Annotated in this window: 19 protein-coding genes; 8 read left to right on the top strand and 11 right to left on the bottom strand. The window is 62.0% G+C overall.

The window, feature by feature from the left end:
* Window positions 1-5: 5 nt before the first annotated feature.
* Window positions 6-899 carry a 4-hydroxy-tetrahydrodipicolinate synthase gene (gene dapA / locus DFR34_RS05275; RefSeq protein WP_110390125.1) on the bottom strand — a complete coding sequence of 298 codons (894 nt, stop codon included), beginning with the start codon at window positions 897-899 and terminating at the stop codon, window positions 6-8.
* Between the two features lie 562 nt (window positions 900-1,461).
* Window positions 1,462-1,800, bottom strand: coding sequence for a hypothetical protein (locus DFR34_RS05270; RefSeq protein WP_110390124.1), 339 nt, complete (start codon window positions 1,798-1,800; stop codon window positions 1,462-1,464).
* 117 nt (window positions 1,801-1,917) lie between these two features.
* On the opposite strand from DFR34_RS05270, the gene DFR34_RS05265 reads away from it, so the two are divergent.
* Window positions 1,918-2,259, top strand: coding sequence for a zinc ribbon domain-containing protein YjdM (locus DFR34_RS05265; RefSeq protein ID WP_110390123.1), 342 nt, complete (start codon window positions 1,918-1,920; stop codon window positions 2,257-2,259).
* A 108-nt stretch (window positions 2,260-2,367) separates the two neighbouring features.
* Here the strand turns inward: DFR34_RS05265 and DFR34_RS05260 are convergent, their stop codons facing one another.
* Together DFR34_RS05260 and DFR34_RS16780 are read right to left on the bottom strand one after the other, a co-directional pair.
* Window positions 2,368-3,228 carry an outer envelope protein gene (locus tag DFR34_RS05260; protein ID WP_110390122.1) on the bottom strand — a complete coding sequence of 287 codons (861 nt, stop codon included), beginning with the start codon at window positions 3,226-3,228 and terminating at the stop codon, window positions 2,368-2,370.
* A 325-nt stretch (window positions 3,229-3,553) separates the two neighbouring features.
* Window positions 3,554-3,745: a hypothetical protein gene (locus tag DFR34_RS16780; RefSeq protein ID WP_146215060.1), complete on the bottom strand. Its 192-nt coding sequence runs from the start codon at window positions 3,743-3,745 to the stop codon at window positions 3,554-3,556.
* A 54-nt stretch (window positions 3,746-3,799) separates the two neighbouring features.
* Between DFR34_RS16780 and DFR34_RS05255 the strand changes: the two genes are divergently transcribed.
* Genes DFR34_RS05255 through DFR34_RS05245 form a run of 3 tightly spaced genes read left to right on the top strand, consistent with a single transcriptional unit; the run spans window position 3,800 to window position 6,406 of the window.
* A complete protein-coding gene (locus tag DFR34_RS05255) occupies window positions 3,800-4,828 on the top strand; it encodes an ABC transporter substrate-binding protein (protein WP_110390121.1) in 1,029 nt (342 codons plus the stop codon).
* A gap of 10 nt (window positions 4,829-4,838) precedes the next feature.
* Entirely contained in the window at window positions 4,839-5,615 is a 777-nt protein-coding gene (locus tag DFR34_RS05250) for an ABC transporter ATP-binding protein (protein WP_110390120.1), read from the top strand.
* A 14-nt stretch (window positions 5,616-5,629) separates the two neighbouring features.
* Entirely contained in the window at window positions 5,630-6,406 is a 777-nt protein-coding gene (locus DFR34_RS05245) for an ABC transporter permease (protein WP_110390119.1), read from the top strand.
* A gap of 104 nt (window positions 6,407-6,510) precedes the next feature.
* On the opposite strand, the gene DFR34_RS05240 is transcribed toward DFR34_RS05245, so the two are convergent.
* On the bottom strand, window positions 6,511-7,473 hold the full coding sequence (locus DFR34_RS05240) for a LysR family transcriptional regulator (protein WP_110390118.1): 963 nt from the start codon (window positions 7,471-7,473) through the stop codon (window positions 6,511-6,513).
* A 103-nt stretch (window positions 7,474-7,576) separates the two neighbouring features.
* Here DFR34_RS05240 and DFR34_RS05235 point away from each other — a divergent pair, with 103 nt between their 5' ends.
* Window positions 7,577-8,797, top strand: a complete 1,221-nt coding sequence (locus tag DFR34_RS05235; protein WP_110390274.1) for an MFS transporter — start codon at window positions 7,577-7,579, stop codon at window positions 8,795-8,797.
* Between the two features lie 148 nt (window positions 8,798-8,945).
* Here the strand turns inward: DFR34_RS05235 and DFR34_RS05230 are convergent, their stop codons facing one another.
* The 5 genes from DFR34_RS05230 to uraH form a co-directional block, all read right to left on the bottom strand.
* Entirely contained in the window at window positions 8,946-9,335 is a 390-nt protein-coding gene (locus DFR34_RS05230; protein WP_110390117.1) for a DUF4260 domain-containing protein, read from the bottom strand.
* 76 nt (window positions 9,336-9,411) lie between these two features.
* Complete coding sequence (locus DFR34_RS16775) at window positions 9,412-9,882, bottom strand: hypothetical protein (protein ID WP_146215059.1); 471 nt, start codon at window positions 9,880-9,882, stop codon at window positions 9,412-9,414.
* A gap of 122 nt (window positions 9,883-10,004) precedes the next feature.
* The gene (gene guaD, locus DFR34_RS05225) at window positions 10,005-11,336 is read right to left on the bottom strand and encodes a guanine deaminase (protein ID WP_110390116.1); all 1,332 of its coding nucleotides are present in this window, start codon (window positions 11,334-11,336) and stop codon (window positions 10,005-10,007) included.
* Between the two features lie 41 nt (window positions 11,337-11,377).
* On the bottom strand, window positions 11,378-12,574 hold the full coding sequence (locus tag DFR34_RS05220) for a urate hydroxylase PuuD (RefSeq protein ID WP_110390115.1): 1,197 nt from the start codon (window positions 12,572-12,574) through the stop codon (window positions 11,378-11,380).
* Complete coding sequence (gene uraH / locus DFR34_RS05215) at window positions 12,574-12,930, bottom strand: hydroxyisourate hydrolase (RefSeq protein WP_110390114.1); 357 nt, start codon at window positions 12,928-12,930, stop codon at window positions 12,574-12,576. Before uraH ends, DFR34_RS05220 begins: the two co-directional genes overlap by 1 nt.
* 233 nt (window positions 12,931-13,163) lie before the next feature.
* On the opposite strand from uraH, the gene uraD reads away from it, so the two are divergent.
* Both uraD and pepN read left to right on the top strand, forming a co-directional pair.
* The gene (gene uraD / locus DFR34_RS05210; protein WP_110390113.1) at window positions 13,164-13,682 is read left to right on the top strand and encodes a 2-oxo-4-hydroxy-4-carboxy-5-ureidoimidazoline decarboxylase; all 519 of its coding nucleotides are present in this window, start codon (window positions 13,164-13,166) and stop codon (window positions 13,680-13,682) included.
* 335 nt (window positions 13,683-14,017) lie between these two features.
* Window positions 14,018-16,642, top strand: coding sequence for an aminopeptidase N (pepN, locus tag DFR34_RS05205; RefSeq protein ID WP_110390112.1), 2,625 nt, complete (start codon window positions 14,018-14,020; stop codon window positions 16,640-16,642).
* Window positions 16,643-16,845: 203 nt separating this feature from the next.
* Here pepN and gpt read toward each other — a convergent pair whose 3' ends face one another.
* Window positions 16,846-17,361 carry a xanthine phosphoribosyltransferase gene (gpt, locus tag DFR34_RS05200; protein WP_110390111.1) on the bottom strand — a complete coding sequence of 172 codons (516 nt, stop codon included), beginning with the start codon at window positions 17,359-17,361 and terminating at the stop codon, window positions 16,846-16,848.
* Window positions 17,362-17,697: 336 nt separating this feature from the next.
* On the opposite strand from gpt, the gene DFR34_RS05195 reads away from it, so the two are divergent.
* A complete protein-coding gene (locus tag DFR34_RS05195) occupies window positions 17,698-18,648 on the top strand; it encodes a 5'-nucleotidase (RefSeq protein WP_110390110.1) in 951 nt (316 codons plus the stop codon).
* The last annotated feature ends 483 nt before the right edge of the window (window positions 18,649-19,131 follow it).

Raw genomic sequence — 19,131 nt, 5'->3', positions numbered from 1 at the left:
GGCGCTTACTGCATCAGGCCTTCCAAGCCGGTGGCCACGCTCTGGTGTACATCCCACAGCTTGGCCCGCAACGCCACACTGGCCGGGGTGAACGGCGCGCGCACGCTGTCCCGGCATTCGCCCCGTTGCGCCAGCAGCGCCTTGAGCGGGGCCGGGTTGGGTTCGGCGAACAGCAGGCGGATCAGCGGGTCCAGCGCCACGGCGATGCGTCGGGCTTCGTGCAGGCGCTGGGCTGCCAGGTGTTCGGCCATGCGCGCCTGCCAGCCGGTGAACAGATGCGCCGAGGCGGCAATCGCGCCGTCGGCGCCCAGGCACAGCGCGGCAAAGGTGTCGGCGTCGTCGCCGCACAGCACGCTCAGTCGCGTGCCATGAATCAGCTGCATCCAGCGCTCCAGCGTGCAGCCACAAGCCTTGACCCCGACAATGCGCGGGTCTGCGCTGAGCGCGCGCAGGGTGTCCAGGCTGAGGGTGACGCCCGTGCGGTAGGGGATGTCGTAAATCAGCAGCGGCAGGTCCGCCGCTTCGGCGATGGCCTCGAAGTGGCGGCGCACGCCGTCTGCCGACGGACGCACATAGCTGGGCGGGGTGACCAACAAACCCTCCGGGCGCAGCGCCGCCAGTCGGCGCGCCTGGGCCAGCGCGGCATCGGTGGCAAACTGGGTGACGCCCAGCACAATCGGCAGCTGCGGCACGGCGGCGCGTAGGGTGGCGAATACCGCTTCTTGCTCGTCGGCGGACAGCAACACGCCTTCGCCGGTGGTGGCGCCGGCCACCAGGCCAGCCAGGCCGTGTTGGGCGCGATTCTGCGCCAGCGCCGCCAGTGCGGCGTGGTCGATGCCGCCGTCTGCGGCGTAGGGGGTGATGATGGGCAGCCAGAGGCCAGAGAATCGGGTGTGCATGCAATAACCTTTCGTATCGTGAATGGAATAACCATCCCGCGCCCGGCAGCGGCGGCGCGACGAAAGGCAAAACTGTATTGGCTATGCAGTGAGCGTCCCGTCAGGCCATCCGCCAGACGGGACACGACATCCCCGTCAGCGGAGAAGTCGTTTTTTCGATTTGTTGGCGGCCATGCCCACGCGCCCGGCCACAGCAGCGGCAGGGTTCACGGCAATGCACAGGGCATTCAGGCAATCAGACATGGCGGCAACAAGCAGATGACAAAACGGGAGTGCTGACTATACCCCGGTGATGGCCGACCGCTCAAGTGGCTTAGAGCCGCGAACAAAACCCCCTGGCGTTGTTGTGTGACCTTGTCGTACTGCTTGTACTGTCTGCGGTCACACGCCTAGCCAGGACCGCTTCGCTGGGTTTTGTTAGCGGCTCTTAGCGACTCTTGGCGCCGCTCACAAAACCCTCCTGGCGTTGTTGCACGGCCTGGCCGTACTTGTTGTACTGTCTGCGGCCGCGCGCCTGGCCAGGATCGCTTCGCTGGGTTTGGTGAGCGACTCTTAGCGGCTCTTATGGCGCCGGGCTGTGCTGCGGATCGTTGGCGCTGTCCTCGCGCACATTCAGCCATTTCAGCGCGGCGTGGTAAATCCTGGCGTTGGTGCAGACAATCAGCAGGGTTTCGCCCGCGCGCACCGCGCCCAGCGTGGTGCCCAGGTCGCGGGTGACGCTGAACAGATTGTTCAGGTGAGTCAGCCGCACGGTGTCGCTGGCTGGCAGCAGATTGGCCGCCACCAGCGCATCGGGTTGATGGCTGAGCAAGAGCGGCACGGTTTTGTCGGCAAAGCGGGTGTCCAGCAGGATATTGCCCGCAGGGTAGTCGGCGCTGCGGCGCAGGCTGTAAGGGGTCATCGGGGCGCTCGCACAAAGTGGGGATGCCCCGATGCAGCAAGATTCGCGCCGTGACGACAGACACGGCAAAACCCTTGTACAATCACGGGTTTTTCCTTTTGCCTTGAAAGAATTGTCATGAGCACGCTGCCTCCCTGTCCGAAATGCACCTCTGAATACACCTACGAAGACGGCGTGCAGCTGGTCTGCCCGGAATGTGGCCACGAATGGTCGGCCGACGCCCCGGCAGACGCGGGCGACGCCGACAAGGTGTACAAGGATTCGGTGGGCAATGTCCTGCAAGACGGCGACACGGTGACGGTGATCAAAGACCTGAAGGTCAAGGGCTCGTCGCTGGTGGTGAAAGTGGGCACCAAGGTGAAGAACATCCGCCTGTGCGACGGCGACCACGATATCGACTGCAAAATCGACGGCATCGGCGCGATGAAGCTGAAGTCGGAGTTTGTGCGCAAGGTGTGATGGCGGACGCCCGGCTGGCGTGGGTTTGCCGACGCAAGCCGGGGCGCGGCGCCGGATGCGCGCGGGCATGACCGGATGAGGTGGCGACGGTGAGTCGCCATCCCCCCATCAGAAGTGATATTCCGCCCGGATCATCGGCGTTTTGGCGAATGCGCCCTTGCCGGCGGCGCCCTTGTGGTCGTTGCCAAACTTATTGCGCCAGTATTGGTATTCCAGGCCGACGCGGAAGGTTTTTTTCTGGGCGTTGACCAGCGGGCTGAGGTCGTACATTACCTGCATGTCGATATTGGTTTCGGGCTTGGTGCCCACGCCAAATTCGTTTTTGCCCTTGGCGGCGATAAAGTTGGCGTAGCCTTCAAACGACAGCGGCAGCGAGCCGATGGAGAACGGAATGCCCCAGGCCAGGTTCAGCATCGGGTGCGGATCGTAGTTGTAGCGCTCGACGCTGGTCTTGCTATAGCCGTTGTACGGGGCGTTGCTTTCCCACAGTTGCAGCAGGCTGAGGTTTAAAAAGCCCGGTACGTCAAACATCACCGTTGGGCCGGCCACCCACATGCGTTTTTTCGAGTTGTAGCCGGCGTCGTCCTTGGTGTTGATGTCAAAACCGGCGGTCAGGCCCAGGCCGCGCACCGGGCCGAATTTCAGGTCGGCGCCCGTCACCTTGCCCAGATCCAGGGTGTGGCGGTACACCACATACACTTCTTGCGAGCCGGTGTTGGAGCCGACGCTGGCCGGGTCGTTTTTGTCGGCCAGCAGCAGGTCGGCGTTGAAGAAGTTGCTGCCATACTTGTAACCGCTGGCGTGGGTCAGGTTGATGATGCTCTTGCTGATGTCTTTTTGGTTGAACGGCTCGGCAAAGTGCGTGCCGTAGCGGTAGCCAATAGAGGTGTCGCTCCAGTCGGCGGCCAGGGCGGAGGCGCTGGCGGCCAGCAGGGTGAGGGCAAGCAGCGCGGCGGGACGATGGGCCATGATGTGGGTTCTCCAGGAAGTGCAGAAATCAAGGGTGTGCTAAGAGCCGCTAACAAAACCCCCTGGCGTTGTTGTGTGACCTTGCCGTACGACTTGTACTGTCTGCGGTCACACGCCTAGCCAGGGCCGCTTCGCTGGGTTTTGTTAGCGGCTCTAAGCGTTGCTAATCGTTGTTCGCGCCTTGTGTTGGCGCTTATTCTCGGCCCCGCTGCCGTATGCTGCACAGCAATATGGGGCGGATGAGCTGCATTTAACCGGATTTTCCCGCTGGGCGCAGATATACCCCGCATAAACAAAATCACATAATCCCGACCCTATTGGCGATTCAATATACCCCGCGTATCTGATTTAAAATATTGCCCAAGCGCGCACCTGAATGAGGCAAAAAACATCCTCGCGCACCAAATAAATGCACGGCAAAGTGCTGATTTGGCCGGTGTATTGCGCTTATTTTTGCGTCAAATTTTCTTTTGGCATAAACGAGTTTTATTTTTCTTTGTAAATCAATCTCTTGCATGCTGGCATGCGGCTTGCAGAAAGCGGGCTTTCCGCCCCTTTCTGGAGTTGCCCCATGCTCACCCGCCTGCACGTTTGCCGCCGTTGGTTTTTAGCCGCCAGCCTGGCGCTGATTGCCGCCCCCACTCTGGCCGAGCCTTTGCCCAAGGTGAAATTCACCCTGGACTGGCGATTTGAAGGCCCGTCGGCACCGTTTTTACTGGCCAAGGCCAAAGGGTATTTTCAGGCTGAAGGCGTAGACGTCGAAATTGATTCCGGCTCGGGTTCGGCCGGCGCCGTCACCCGCGTGGCCACTGGCGCGTATGAGATGGGGTTTGCCGATTTCAACGCCCTGGTGGAATACGACGCGAAAACCCCCGGCTCGAAAATCCAGGCGGTGTATATGGTGTACAACGCCACCCCAGCAGCGGTGCTGACCCTGAAAAAAACCGGCATCAGCAAGCCGGCCGATCTGGTGGGCAAAACCCTGGCCGCACCGGTGTTCGACGCCGGGCGCAAGGCCTGGCCGGCGTTTGCCAAATCCAACAAGCTGGACCCGGCCAGCGTGAAATGGCAAACCGTCGAGCCGGCGCTGCGGGAAACCCTGCTGGCGCGCGGCGATGTGGACGCCATCACCGGCTTTTATTTCACCAGCGTGCTCAATCTGGAAGCGCGCGGGGTGAAGTCAGAAGACATCGTCGCGCTGAAATACCCGGACCACGGCGTGGAGCTGTACGGCAACGCCATCATCGCCAGCCCCAAGCTGCTGGCCGAGAATCCCAAAGCGGTCAGCGCCGTGCTGCGCGGCTTTAACCGCGCGCTGAAAGACACCCTGGCCAACCCGGCCGCCGCGATTGCCTATGTGAAAGAGCGCGACCCGCTGATCAATGTGCCGCTGGAAACCCGCCGGCTGAAACTGGCGCTGGACCACAGCGTGCTGACCGCCGAGGTGCGCGCCAATGGCCTGGGCGCGGTCACCGCCGAGCGCATGCAGCGCTCGCTGGCGGAAACCGCCGAAGCCTACGGCCTGAGCCGCGTGCCGGCCGCCGCCGAGCTGTTCAACCCCGCCTTCCTGCCGGCGCGCGCCGAGCGGATGGTGAAATAAGGGGCCGGGCATGTCGTTTGTGCGTTTTGAAAATGTCGATCTGGCCTACGCGCCAGGCGGCGCGCTGGCGGTGCAGGGGCTGAACCTGGACATTGCCGAAGGCGAATTTGTCGCCGTGGTGGGCCCGTCCGGCTGCGGCAAATCCACCCTGATGAAACTGGCCTCCGGCCTGCGTCCGCCCAGCAATGGCTATGTGTTTGTCGATGGCCGCGAAGTGGGCGGCCCGCTGAAAATCGTCGGCATGGCGTTTCAGGCCGCCAATCTGCTGCCGTGGCGCAGCACGCTGGACAATGTGATGTTGCCGCTGGAAATCGTCGAGCCGCATCGGGGCCTGCTGCGCAAACAGCGCGCTGAATATGAAGCGCAGGCGCGCGCGCTGCTGGCGCGGGTGGGGCTGGATGGCTACGCCGACAAACATCCATGGGAATTGTCTGGCGGGATGCAACAGCGCGCCTCGATCTGCCGGGCGCTGATTCACCAGCCGCGCCTGTTGATGCTGGACGAGCCGTTTGGCGCGCTGGACGCCTTCACCCGCGAAGAGCTGTGGTGCATGTTGCGCGACCTGTGGCAGGAAAAACCCTTCACCGTGATTCTGGTCACCCACGACCTGCGCGAAGCGGTGTTTCTGGCCGACACCGTGTATGTGATGAGCGCCCGGCCCGGCCGCGTGTTGCTGCGCCACCCCATCGACCTGCCGCGCCCGCGCGACCTTGACCTGACCTACACCGACGCCTTTGCCCAGCATGTGCACGCCCTGCGCGAGCACATCGGCCAGCCGCGCCACTGAATCCGGAGCCTGCGATGTCCCTGCCTTCTTCAACCCTGGTCAAGGCCGCGCCCTGGGCGCTGACCGCCCTGCTGTTTGTGCTGTGGGAGCTGATCTGCGTCGGCTTTGCCCTGCCCGACTACCTGCTGCCCGCGCCCACGGCGGTATGGGCCAGCGGCCAGGAATTTGCCGGCGCCATCATGCAGCACGCCACGCAAACCCTGCTCACCACCCTGGCCGGCTTTGCCCTGGCGGTGGCCGTCGGCCTGGCGCTGGGCCTGGCCGTCGGCGCCTCGCCGCTGGTGTACAAAGCCTGCTACCCGCTGCTGGTGGGCTTTAACAGCATCCCGAAAGTGGCTTTTGTGCCGGTGCTGGTGGTGTGGTTTGGCATCGGCACGGCGCCGGCCATCCTGACGGCGTTTTTGATTTCGTTTTTTCCGGTGGTGGTCAACGTCGCCACCGGCCTGGCCACACTGGAACCCGAGCTGGAAGACGTGCTGCGCTCGCTGGGCGCCCGCCGGCTGGACATCCTGTTTAAAGTCGGCCTGCCGCGCGCCCTGCCGTATTTCTTCGCCTCGCTGAAAGTGGCCATCACCCTGGCTTTTGTCGGCTCGGTGATCTCCGAAACCGTGGCCTCTAACCTGGGCATCGGCTACCTGATGATGTCGGCCAGCTCGTCGATGAACATGCCGCTGGTGTTTGCCGGCCTGATGGTGATCGGCGTGATGGGGGTGGTGATGTATCAGTTGTTTGCGCTGGTGGAACGGCGGCTGACGGGGTGGGCGCATCGGAACCCGAATGCGCCGCACTGAACACGGCGCACAACACCTTACCAGCGGACTGGCGTCCCACCGTGACTGCCCGGTCATGCGTTTGACCTTGCCGGGCGGCGTGTGATGCGCGGTGCTATGCGGCATCAGCCCCCGGCCACATCGCCAAAAATCGCCGGCGCGCCCTCGCGGATCAGCTCGGCAAAGCGGCGCAGCCGCGCCGGGTAAAAGCGCGCATACGGGTAGACCAAACTCACCGGCAGCGGCGCTGCGCGCCACTGTGGCGCCAGGCGCACCAGCGTGCCGCTGGCCAGGTCGTCGGCCAGCACCCAGGCCGAGGCAATGCCCACGCCCAGGCCGTGCTGCATGGCGCTGCGCAGGGCAAACAGGCTGTCGGTGCTAAAGCGTGGGGCGATGGCAAAGCGGCGGCGCTTGCCGCTGTCGGCGTGGCTGAGCGTCACCTCGTTGCGGTAATAGGTGCGCAGCGCCAGCCAGGGCAGTTCGGCCAGCTCGCCGGGGTCTTGCGGCAAGGGCGCGCCGCCCAGCAGCGCCGGGGCGGCGGCGACAATGCGCGGCACTTGGCTCAGCCGGATGGCCACCAGGCCAGGGTCGGTGACTTCGCCCACCTGGATGGCGCAATCAATGCCGGCGGCGATGTAATCCTGAATCGCCCGGTCATCATGCAATAGCCACTCCACCTGCATGCGCGGATAGCGCAACAGATACTGCGCCAGCGGCGCAATCAAGCGCGCCTGGCCAAAAGCATGCGGCACGATCACCCGCAACACGCCTTCCGGTTCGTCACTGACGCCGCGCATATCCGATTCGAACGACGCCCAGTTGCTCAGCAGCTCGCGGGCGCGCTCGTAGCAGCGCTCGCCATCCAGCGTCAGCCGCATGCTGTGGGTGGTGCGTTGCAACAAGCGCACACCCAGCTGGCGCTCCAGCGCCTGCAAGCGCCGGCTGATGGTCGGTTGCGTGGCGGCCAGTTGCTCGGCGGCGGCAGACAGGCTGCCGGCTTCGACAATGCGCACAAAGGTGTGCAGCAACTCGATGCGGTCGCTGCTGGCGCCAGACAGGCTGTGGGGGCTGGGTTTGGATGAGGTCATGCGTGAAACGTATCACAGTTGTGCGTCTTGCCCCACTACGCATTCACCTGGCGAATGGGCAAGATGGCGGCCATCTATTCCGATGCTTCTGGAGCGCCTGATCATGTCCTTGTCTTCTTCCTCCGCCGCACCGGCTGCGCATACCGATGGCGCCCATGCGGAGCCCTTGTCCGCCAGCCTGATTTTGCTGCTGGCCATCAGCGCCGGTTTGTCGGTGGCCTCGCTGTACTACAGCCAGCCCATGCTGGGCATTCTGGGCGCCGACATTCATGCCCCGGCGCGGCTATTGGGCCAGATTCCGACGCTGACGCAGCTGGGCTATGCGCTGGGCCTGTTGCTGCTGGCCCCGCTGGGCGACCGCCACGACCGCCGCACGGTGATCATGGTCAAAGCCGGTTTGCTGGCTGGCGCGCTGCTGCTGGCCGCCGCCGCGCCGTCGATTGAGCTGTTACTGGCCGCCGGCCTGGCAGTGGGCCTGTGCGCCACCCTGGCGCAAGACATCGTGCCGGCGGCCGCCACCCTGGCTGCGCCGCACCAGCGCGGCCGGGTGGTGGGCACGGTGATGACCGGGCTGCTGCTGGGTATTTTGCTGTCGCGGGTGGTCAGCGGCCTGGTGGCGGCGCAGTTTGGCTGGCGCTGGATGTTTGTGCTGGCGGCGCTGAGCATTGCCGGTGTGGGCCTGGCGGCCTGGCGGCGTCTGCCACGCTTTACCCCCGGCACGGCCTTGCCCTATCACGCCTTGCTGGGCTCGTTGCGCACGCTGTGGCACGCCCATGCCCCGTTGCGTCACGCAGCAGTGGCGCAAGGCTTGCTGGCGGTGGGTTTCAGCGCGTTCTGGTCTACCTTGGCGGTGATGCTGCACGACAGTTTTCAGCTGGGCAGCGCCGCGGCAGGCGCCTTTGGTGTGGCCGGCGCCGCCGGCGCATTGGCCGCCCCGCTGGCTGGCCATCTGGCCGACCAACGCGGCCCCGGCGCCGTCACCCGCGCCGGCGCGGCGCTGAGCACGCTGGCCTTTGCCCTGCTGACCGCCAGCTGGCTGTGGGCACCGCACAGCTGGCAACTGGGCATGCTGGCCATCGGCGCGCTGCTGTTTGATTTGGGCGTGCAGGTGACGCTGATTGCCCACCAAACCCTGGTGTATCGGCTGGACCCCGGCGCCCGCAGCCGCCTGAACGCCGTGCTGTTTGTGGGCATGTTCACCGGCATGGCCAGCGGCGCCGCCTTGGGCAGTTTGCTGCTGGCGGCCTGGGGTTGGGCAGCGGTGATGGGGCTGGCGGCGGTAACGGCGTTGGCGGCATGGGGGGTGAGGGTACGGGCGGGGTGATAGATAATTGTGGGTTATTCACAGTATTTTTGACAAAATAGACCTGTGAAAACTCACTCAGGGGGCACACGTTTCTGGGCTGAGGCTGTGCAAGCGTCTCTCCCATGCATCAAACTGGCACGGTAAGTCGCTTGATTCTCTTAAAAAGCTAGGTATCTGCATGTCCCCGGCCGATAACCCCCAAATGAGTGAATCTGAACCCTGAAAAATATTTCAGTCCATAACCCAGAGCACGATCAAATCCGATATGCGCCATCCAGATAAGGCCCGCTGTGATGGCAGCCGGCTCCGACAGAAACATGCCGCCAGCCAACACGAATACGGGGCCGAGCAGAGCGTGCGCCAGATTATAAGCAATAGCTCCCGTTCTGGGCCCTACCAGATAGCCGGCAAACGACAGATCTGGCAAAAGAAAGTACCAGAAAAGTGTGCTCCAGTGTCCACCGAACTTCGCATAAGCCAGCAGGCTGAGCGCGAGCAGGCATAGACCTTCAAGTCGCAGGAGAACACGAACACCACCAGAGACTGTACCTGCCATGACATTAATCCTAATATGGGAAAGAGCCCTAAAACAGCAAAGCTGTTTGTACAACTGGTCAGTTGTGTTGCCAGAATTATTGTTGGCTGTTGTTATAAATGCTGATACTTGTGCCGCCACCATCGCGAATGAATGCTTGGCACTCCACGGCAAACCCTTTTGATTCCAAGCTAGACAGTTCCTGAGGGTCTTTGAGCGCGTGTTGATGGCAGCGATGAATCGCCTTGAGGACTTCATTTTCCTTCTTATTGGTGAGCAGGGCTCCCGCGCGGGCAGTCAGAGAAAAGAAATCATTGCTTGGAAAAGCGCCATTCCAGAAAAAAGAAAAGTTTGGCTGATTTCGCAAGCAGTTGAGTGAAATTGAACTTGTAGCAGGGTTTTTGAAAAAAATTGTTGTAACGCTGTTTCGTAAAAATTTAGCCTGCTGTTCTTGTTGTAAGAATCGGGCTGCAAGAGCATCACACTGGCTGGCATTTGCATGGGTAAAAAAACTGACGACTAGTATGGCTAGTGCGCCTATTTTGCATGACATCAGTGCTTTAGGCATGACTCTCCTCCGAATATGGCAAGTTGCTTTTTAGTATGTTTGAAAACCAACAGAGGCGGGATAAAAACTCAAAGATCGCCGTAAAAATAAATATTATGACGCAGGGTTCTTTGGCTTACAAGTTACACACTAGAATTACCTTTACCAGCCACCCTCCCCAACACATGCGTCGCCACCACGCACCGTTCATCCCCCAGCACCATCAGCGCAAACAGCTGCTCGCTCAAACTCCCACCATATTGCAACCGATAGGCCAGTTCCGGGGTTGCCGTTGGGTTCAGCACCACGCAATCCGCTTCTTTGCCGGGCAGGAAGTTGCCGATGTGTTCATCCAGATAAAGCGCGCGAGCCCCGGCCAGGGTGGCCAGCCACCAGGCGCGCAGTGGCGGCAGCGGGCGGCCGAGCATTTGTGAGACTTTATAGGCTTCGCCCAGGGTGCGGATCAGGCTGAACGAGGTGCCGCCGCCGACGTCGGTGGCCAGGCCGACGCGGATGCCGGCGTCCAGCGCGGCGGCGTGGTTGAACAGGCCGCTGCCCAAAAACAGATTGGAGGTGGGGCAGAAGGCGGCGGCGGTGCCGGTGTGCGCCATGTCGCGGATTTCCTCTGGGGCGAGGTGGATGCAGTGGCCGTAGATGGTGCGCGGGCCGAGCAGGCCGTAGTGGGCGTAGACGTCCAGGTAGTCGCGGCGCTGCGGGAATAGCTGGCCCACCCAGGCGATTTCGTCGGGGTTTTCCGCCAGGTGGGATTGCACGTGCAGGTCGGGTTGGCTGCGGTAGAGCGCGCCGGCCAGCGCCAGTTGCTCGGGGGTGGAGGTGGGGGCAAAGCGTGGGGTCAGGCTGTAGCGCAGCCGGCCACGGCGGTGCCAGCGTTCGATCAGCGCCAGGCTGTCGCGCTCGGCGGAGGCCACGGTGTCGCACAGCTCCGGCGGGGCGTGGCGGTCCATCATCACTTTGCCGCACAGCATGCGCAGCTGGCGGCGTTCGGCGGCAGCCATAAAGGCATCTACCGATTGCGGGTGGACGGTGGCAAACACCGATGCCGTGGTGGTGCCGTGCGCCAGCAGGCGTTCGACAAAATATTCCGCAGCGGCCTCGGCCACGCACGGGTCGGCAAAGGCGGCTTCGGCGGGAAAGGTGTAGTCGTTCAGCCAGTCCAGCAGCTGGTGGCCAAACGAGGCGATCACCCCGGATTGCGGGTAGTGACAGTGGGTGTCCACCAGGCCGGGCAGCACCAGCTGCTGGCCGTAGTCAAAGCATTCTGCCCCGGCCAGTTCGTCGGGGGTGCGCCGCGCGCGCAGTTCGGCCCAGGGGCCAAGGTCGGCCACGCGGCCATCGACAATCCACAGCGCGCCGTCGGGCAGGCTTTGGTAGCTGTCAGCGGCGTCGTGTTCGCCTGGGTCGGCCAAAAAGTGCAGGATGTGGCCGCGAATCAGCTGGGTGGCGGAGGTGGGCATGGGTATCGGGGCCTGTGGATAACAATCGAACTGTGGATAACTCAGCGGGCAAAGCCGCCGGCCGCCCAGCGCGCCAGCAGCGCGCGCTCGGCGTCGGTCATTTGGGTGACGTTGCCCAGCGGCATGGCTTTTAGCCGCACGGCCTGGTCCACCACGCGCTGACGCTGGGCGTATAGCGCTTCGTCGCTGTCCAGCTTCAGTCCGGCCGGGGCGGCGGCCATCAGCGTCGGCGCGCTGGCGTGGCAGGCCAGGCAGCGCGCGGCAATCACCGGGCGCACTTCGGCCAGGGTGGGCGCGGGGGCGCTGCCTTGTGCGGCAGGCGTTGGGGCTTTCGGCGCCAGCCAGATAAACACGCCCAGCAGCAGCGCAATGCCGGCCAGCGGGTAGTGCCAGGCCAGCCGGCCATGGTGGCGTAAATTGAAAAAATGCCGGATCAGCACGCCGGCCAGCAAAATCAGCGCCAGCACCAGCCAGGCCTGCGGGTGGTTATAGGTCAGCGCGTAGTGGTTGGAGATCATGCAGAACAACACCGGCAGGGTGAGGTAGTTGTTGTGCACGCTGCGCTGCTTGGCGCGCTGGCCGTGGATTGGGTCGGGCGCCTCGCCCCGGCGCATGGCGGCCACGGTTTTTTTCTGGCCGGGGATGATCCAGAAAAACACATTGCCGCTCATGGTGGTGGCCAGCATGGCCCCGACATGGATAAACGCCGCCCGGCCAGACAGCCAGTGCGTCAGCCCCCAGGCCACCGCCACCACAAAGGCAAAGTACAGCGCGGCAAACAGCAGGATCGAGCGGCGCATCAGCAGCCGGCACAGGCCGTCGTACACCAGCCAGCCGCCAGCCAGCGTGGCCAGGCCCAGCGCCACCGCCTGGCCGGGCGACAGCGCCGCCTTGGCCGGGTCGATCATATAGCTGCCGGCCTGGGCGTAATACAGCACGCTGATCAGGGCAAAACCGGACAGCCAGGTGGAATACGATTCCCACTTGAACCAATGCAGTTCGTCGGGCAGTTGTTTGGGGGCCACCAGGTATTTTTGTGGGTTGTAAAACCCGCCGCCATGCACCGCCCACAGCTCGCCGCCCACGCCTTTTTCGCGCAAGGCCGGGTCGGTTGGCGGGCGCAGGCTGTTGTCCAGCCAGACAAAGTAAAACGACGAGCCAATCCAGGCGATGCCGACAATCAGGTGCAGCCAGCGCAGCAGCAGCGAGGCGATTTCCAGCCAGTATCCGCTGTCCATCAGCTGCCCCGGTAGGTGGAGTAGGCCCACGGCGACACCAGCAGCGGCACATGGTAGTGGCCGGCGGGGTCGGCCACGCCAAAGCGCAGGCTGACCACATCCAAAAACGGTGGCTCGGGCAGGGTCACGCCCCGGCGGCGAAAATAATCGCCTGCGGCAAATTCCAGCTCATACACCCCGGCCAGCAGGGCGGCGTCGGCCAGCAGCGGCGCATCGGCGCGGCCGTCGGCGTTGGTGTGGCCGTGGGCCAGCAGCTGGCGTGCGCCAGCGGCGTCCAGCCGGTACAGGGTGTAGGCCAGCCCGGCGGCCGGGCAGCCGTGGGCGGTGTCAAGGGCGTGGGTGGTCAGGCGTCCCATGGGCGGCTTTCGCAAAACGGTGTTCGATGCGCCTGATTATAGGGAGCTTGCCGATGGGCGGGGAGGCATGAGGACTATGGCGGTTTGCGCATAATCCCACGGAATGAAGCGTTTGCAGCGGATCAGTGCGGTCATATATCGCCACGGGCAAGAGCATTATATCCCGCCGCCGCTTGCCGGCAGGGCGGGCAAGTTCGTAGGCTAGCCACACGAACCACAGCCTGGCCACTGATATGCCTGCTTTTTTGACTCTTGCTCAGCTGTCCGCCCTGGACAATGAGGGTTTTGTTGCCGCCGTCGGCGCGGTGTTCGAGCATTCGCCGTGGGTGATGCGCCTCGCCTGGGCGCGCCGCCCGTTTGCCGACCGCGCCGCGCTCACCGCCGCGCTGACCGCCACCTTGCACGCCGCCAGCCGCGATGAACAGCTGGCGCTGATGTGCGCCCACCCGGAGCTGGCCGGCAAGGCGGCCATTCGCGGCGAGCTGACGGCGGATTCCGCCCGCGAGCAAGCCGGCGCCGGGCTGAACGCCTGCACCCCAGCCGAATTTGCCGAGTTGCAGGCGCTGAACCTGGCCTATCGCCAGCGCTTTGGCTGGCCGTTCATCATCGCCGTCACCGGCCTGAGTCGGACGGATATTCTGGCCGCCATGCGCCAGCGGCTGGCGCGCGCGCCAGAAGACGAATTTGCCGAGGCGCTGAGCCAGATTGTGCGCATCGCCAATATCCGGCTGAATGCGCTGCTGGACGAGTAAGCGCGGCTCATACAACCCGCCTGGCGTGGCGGAGCGGTACTTTCGTATTGTCTGCGGTCACCCGCCTAGCCAGGACCGCTGCGCTGGGTTGTGTCCGCGACGCTAGCGCAGCAAAGGAATCCACGCGGTGCGCGCGCATCGCTTGGTGGTTTTGCCCCGGCCGATTGGCAGCGGCCCTGTGGTGATTTCTGTGCAGTCATGCATTTCGGGCGTGTCAGGCCGGCGTTATAATGGTTCAGCATCACGAAACCCCGGTTGGCACGTTGTCTGCTAGATGGCCTGTCTGCGGTTTTCCGCTGCACTCCCCCCCTTTTGTTGCCTGGATTTTTCTCGCCATGTCCGCTTCTGCGCCCGTCGCCAAATACCTGAAAGACTACCGTCCGGCCCCGTTCCTGATTGATCGCGTCGATCTGGAATTCGACATTCTGGACAGCCACACCAGCGTGCGTGCGCGCATGGTGGTCAAACGCAACCCCAAGGCCGACGCCAGCGACACGCTGCAGCTGGATGGCAGCGCCGAGCTGGTGGCGGTGCGGCTGGATGGCGAAGCGCTGGCGCCGTCGGCGTGGACGCTGGCCGATGAAGTGCTGACTCTGCCCGGCGTGCCCGAGAGCTTTATTCTGGACATCGAAACCCGGCTGGAGCCGGCCGCCAACACCTCGCTGATGGGCCTGTACGCCTCCAATGGCAATCTGTACACCCAGTGCGAGCCAGAAGGCTTTCGCAAAATCACCTATTACCTCGACCGCCCGGACGTGATGGCCAAGTTTTCCACCACGCTGATTGCTGATCGCCAGCGCTTTCCGGTGCTGCTGTCCAATGGCAATAAAGTGGGCGAAGGGCTGACCGAAAACCGCAAGCGCCATTGGGTGAAATGGGTGGACCCATACCGGAAACCGGCCTATCTGTTTGCCGTGGTGGCCGGCAAATTGTCGGTGCTGCGCGACCACTACACCACGCGCGGCGGGCGCAAGGTGACGCTGGAGATTTACGTCGCCCCGGCAGACATGGACAAAACCGCCCACGCGATGAGCTCGCTGAAAAAATCCATGCAGTGGGACGAGCAGGTGTTTGGCCTGGAATACGACCTGGACACGTATATGATTGTCGCCGTTGGCGACTTCAATATGGGCGCCATGGAAAACAAAGGCCTGAACATCTTCAACACCAAGTTTGTGCTGGCCAACCGCGAAACCGCCACCGACTTCGACTTTGAAGGCGTCGAGGCGGTGATTGCCCATGAATACTTCCACAACTGGACCGGCAACCGCGTCACCTGCCGGGATTGGTTCCAGCTCAGCCTGAAAGAAGGGCTGACGGTGTTCCGCGACCAGGAATTCTCGGCAGACATGCAAAGCCGCGCGGTCAAGCGCATCGAAGACGCGCGCGGCCTGCGCGCCTTGCAGTTTCCTGAGGACGCCGGCCCCACCGCCCACCCGGTGCGCCCCGAGTCCTACATCGAGATGAATAATTTCTACACCCTGACGGTGTACGAAAAAGGCGCCGAAGTGGTGCGCATGATCCACACCCTGGTGGGCGCGGCGGGCTTCCGTCAGGGCATGGATTTGTACTTCCGCCGCCACGACGGCCAGGCGGTGACCTGCGAAGATTTTGTCGCCGCCATGGCCGACGCCAACCATATCGACCTCACCCAGTTCAAACGCTGGTACAGCCAGGCCGGCACGCCGGTGCTGGATGTCAGCCTGGATTGGTTTGCCGAAGGCGGCGCCGCCTCGCTGACCGTGCGCCAGCACTGCCCGGACACCCCAGGGCAAACCGACAAGCTGCCGTTTCACATCCCGCTGGCGGTGGGCCTGCTGGCTGCCGACGGCAGCGAGCTGCCGGTTACCCTGGCCAGCGACGACGCCCCCGGCCCGCTCACCCGCGTGCTGTCGGTGACTGAGGCCGAACAAACCTTTACCTTTGTCGGCCTGAACGAAAAACCGCTGCCCTCGCTGCTGCGCAACTTCTCGGCCCCGGTGCGGCTGAACTACGCCTACCGCGATGAAGAACTGGCTTTTCTGTGCGCCCACGACAGCGACGCCTTCAACCGCTGGGAAGCCGGCCAGACCCTGGCCACCCGCGAGCTGTTGCGCCTGTACCGGGGCGAAGGCGAGGCCACGCTGTCGGCCTGCCTGATCGACGCCTTTGCCCAACTGCTGGACCACGCCGACAGCGACCCGGCCTTTGCCGCGCTGGCGCTGACCCTGCCGGCCGAAGTAGAGCTGCTGGAGCTGCAAGACCACGCCGACCCCGCCCGCCTGTGCCAGGTGCGCGAACAGGCGCGCGCCGAGCTGGCGCAGGCGCTGGCCGAGCGCTGGGACGCCGCCTGGCGCCGCCACAGCGGCCTGGCCTTCCGCCACGAAGACGCCGGCCGGCGCGCGCTGAAAAACCTGGCGCTGTCCTATCTGGCGCTACTGCCCGGCGGCGACGCTGGCGCGCTGGCCAGCCAGCAATACCAGCAAGCCGACAATATGACCGACCGCATGGGCGCGCTGGCGGCGCTGGCCGACAGCCACAGCCACGCCCGCGACACCCTGTTTGCCGACTTTGCCCAGCGCTTTGCCGACGAAGCCCTGGTGATGGACAAATGGTTCACCCTGCAAGCCGGCAGCCGCCGCCAGGACGTGCTGCGCACCGTCACCGCGCTGATGGAGCACCCGGCTTTTGCGCTGACCAACCCGAACAAGGTGCGCGCGCTGATTGGCGCCTTTGGCCGCAACCTGGCCGCTTTCCACGCCGCCGACGGCAGCGGCTACCGCTTTATGGCCGACCAGGTGCTGGCGATTGACGCCATCAACCCGCAAGTGGCCTCGCGGCTGGTCAGCTGCTTTAACCGCCGCAGCCGCGTCGAACCGGCCCGCGCCGAGCTGATGCGCGTGGAACTGGCCCGCGTGCTGGCCCACGACGGCCTGTCGCGCGATGTGTATGAAATTGTGTCGAAAAACCTGAACGCCTAAGCCGCCTGACGCTGCGCCGAGTGATTTCACCACGCGCAGCTCAGACCAAGACCCACTGCAAAACCCAGTGCCACGATCCTGGCCAGGCGCACGACCGCAGACCGTACAGGTAAGTACGGCAAGGTCGGGCAACAACGCCAGGCGGGTTTTGTTCGCCACGCTAAACGGGCCTGAATCGCCACGCGACTCAGGCCCGTTCATCATCACCCCTGTTGCTCAGCTTTCAGCCGCTTCTTGATCGGCGGCACAAACTGATAATCGATGTCCCACGGGAAGTACACCCATTTATCCTGGCTGAACTCCTTCACGCACAAATCCACCACCTGACGCCCCATCGGCTTGGCGTACAGCGTGACAAAATACGCCTTGGGCAACAACTGACGAATCACCCGCGCGGTGTTGCCGGTATCCACCAGATCGTCAATCAGCAAATACCCCTCGCCATCATGCTCAATGCCCTTGAGGATGCGCACTTCCTTGCGCTGGGTTTGCGCGCTGTCGTCGTCGCTGGATTCATAACTGGCCGCGCAAATGGTGTCGATCAAGCGAATCTCCAACTCCCGCGCCACCAAGGCTGCCGGAATCAGCCCACCCCGGGCAATGGCGATAATGCCCTTGAACGGCCCCTTGGCCATCAACTCATGACACAAACGACGGGTGTCGCGGTGCAACTCCGCCCAGGAAATCACCACATCGTCGCGGTAGGGGTTGTGTTCCATGCTTCAAGTCCTCTCTCAACAAAGCGGCAGTATAGAGGGTGGGCGGGATGAACCAAAGTGGAGCGACGGGGACGGGCTCCGTCCACCCTCCTGCATCAGCCCGTTGCACAAGGCGTGCGCACGGCTAATTTCATGTGGCGCCATATTGCCACCAGCCATTGATTTGGTGGTGGCAATATGGCACCATCAAATGTACAAAAGCGCATATAGGAATTTCTATGGTTTTGAATTTGTTTTGGCGTTCGCTCGAATAAGTATAGGCGAAAAATCAATCCCTTGTAACACAATTACTCCATCCGACTTATCGCAGCAAGAGTCAACGTAAAGGAAGCATAGGTGCCATACGAATTAGATAACCGGCTAGTCATCGGTGTCGCATCAAGCGCAGTCTTCGATCTAAGTGAATCTGATGCAGTTTTTCGCAGAGAAGGCGAAGAGCAGTATCGCAAATATCAAGAGGAGAATCTCGAAAATCCATTACCTAAAGGAATCGCTTATCCATTTATTAAACGCCTATTAGCGCTTAATGACCTCAGTCCCAGCCTATCTGACCCGCTAGTGGAGGTGGTACTCCTCTCTCGGAATGACCCCGACACTGGGTTGCGCGTCATGAAAACAATCGAACATTATAACTTAGGTATGACCAGGGCAATATTCATGCAAGGGCGCTCTCCATATGATTACATTCCCGCGCTGAACATTGCTTTGTTTCTTTCTGGCAATAAGCCGGATGTTGATGCTGCCATTGGTCTTGGTCATCCTGCAGGACTGGTTCTTGATTCGAAATTTGATGACGATGAAAACGACAAAACCTTACGTATCGCTTTCGACTTTGATGGGGTTCTGGCTGGTGATGAATCAGAGTCCGTTATGCAGACATCGGGTTTAACAGCTTTTCATGAGCACGAAGTAAGGAACGTCATGCAAGCTCATAACCCTGGGCCTCTAAAAGAGTTTTTGGTTAGAATCTCAAAGATCCAATCAATTGAGGAGCTACATAAAAAGAGCAACCCTGAGTATAAAAACCGGATTCGGATATCTATTGTTACCGCACGAAATGCGCCATCTCACGAGCGCGCGCTGAAAACATTGAAGAGTTGGAGGGTAATGGCTAATGACGCATTTTTCCTCGGAGGGATAGAGAAAGGGAGAGTTCTTGGCATACTGAAACCTCATATTTTCTTCGACGATCAACCTGGCCATCTTAAGTCGGCAAGTACGGTGGCACCATCGGTCCACATTCCGTTTGGCATCACAAATCAGCCTACAGGCGCGCCAAATACATAAAGAGGCTTGAACTTATTTGCTAGTAAAACCTAGCATAAAACCAAAAATTAGCCACCCCATTAAAATATAGTAGTTCTGCACCATAGCATTAGAATAGGGAACAGTACAGATCAGAAGCAACTTTTAGCGCTAAGCTATACCCGACTACTTCACCGTCCGGCAGCGGCACTCTGCCTCGTAATGCTGGCCAAGTTCTAAGTAATCAAGCAAAACAAAGCTGGCGCAAACCAGCTGCATGAGCGCGCACTTACTGGATGGGTTTAACTCGGAATTCCAGGTTGGTTATGCATAACCACTTAGTAGCCAGACACGTTGAAACACAAAGATTCAGGCAAGCAAGTGACTTTGAGTTCCAACACCAATAAACCATCCATGGTGACATGGTTACTAGAGCCTGTTCTGAACTATCCCATAGCGGTAAAATCCAAGCCCCATGGAAAACCGCAAACCTTACCCATCCGATGTCAGCGACGAAGAATGGGC

This window comes from Rivihabitans pingtungensis (genome assembly GCF_003201855.1).
GTDB lineage: Bacteria > Pseudomonadota > Gammaproteobacteria > Burkholderiales > Aquaspirillaceae > Rivihabitans > Rivihabitans pingtungensis.
Note: the sequence above shows the minus strand (reverse complement) of the source record. Positions and strands in the feature narration are given on the sequence as shown.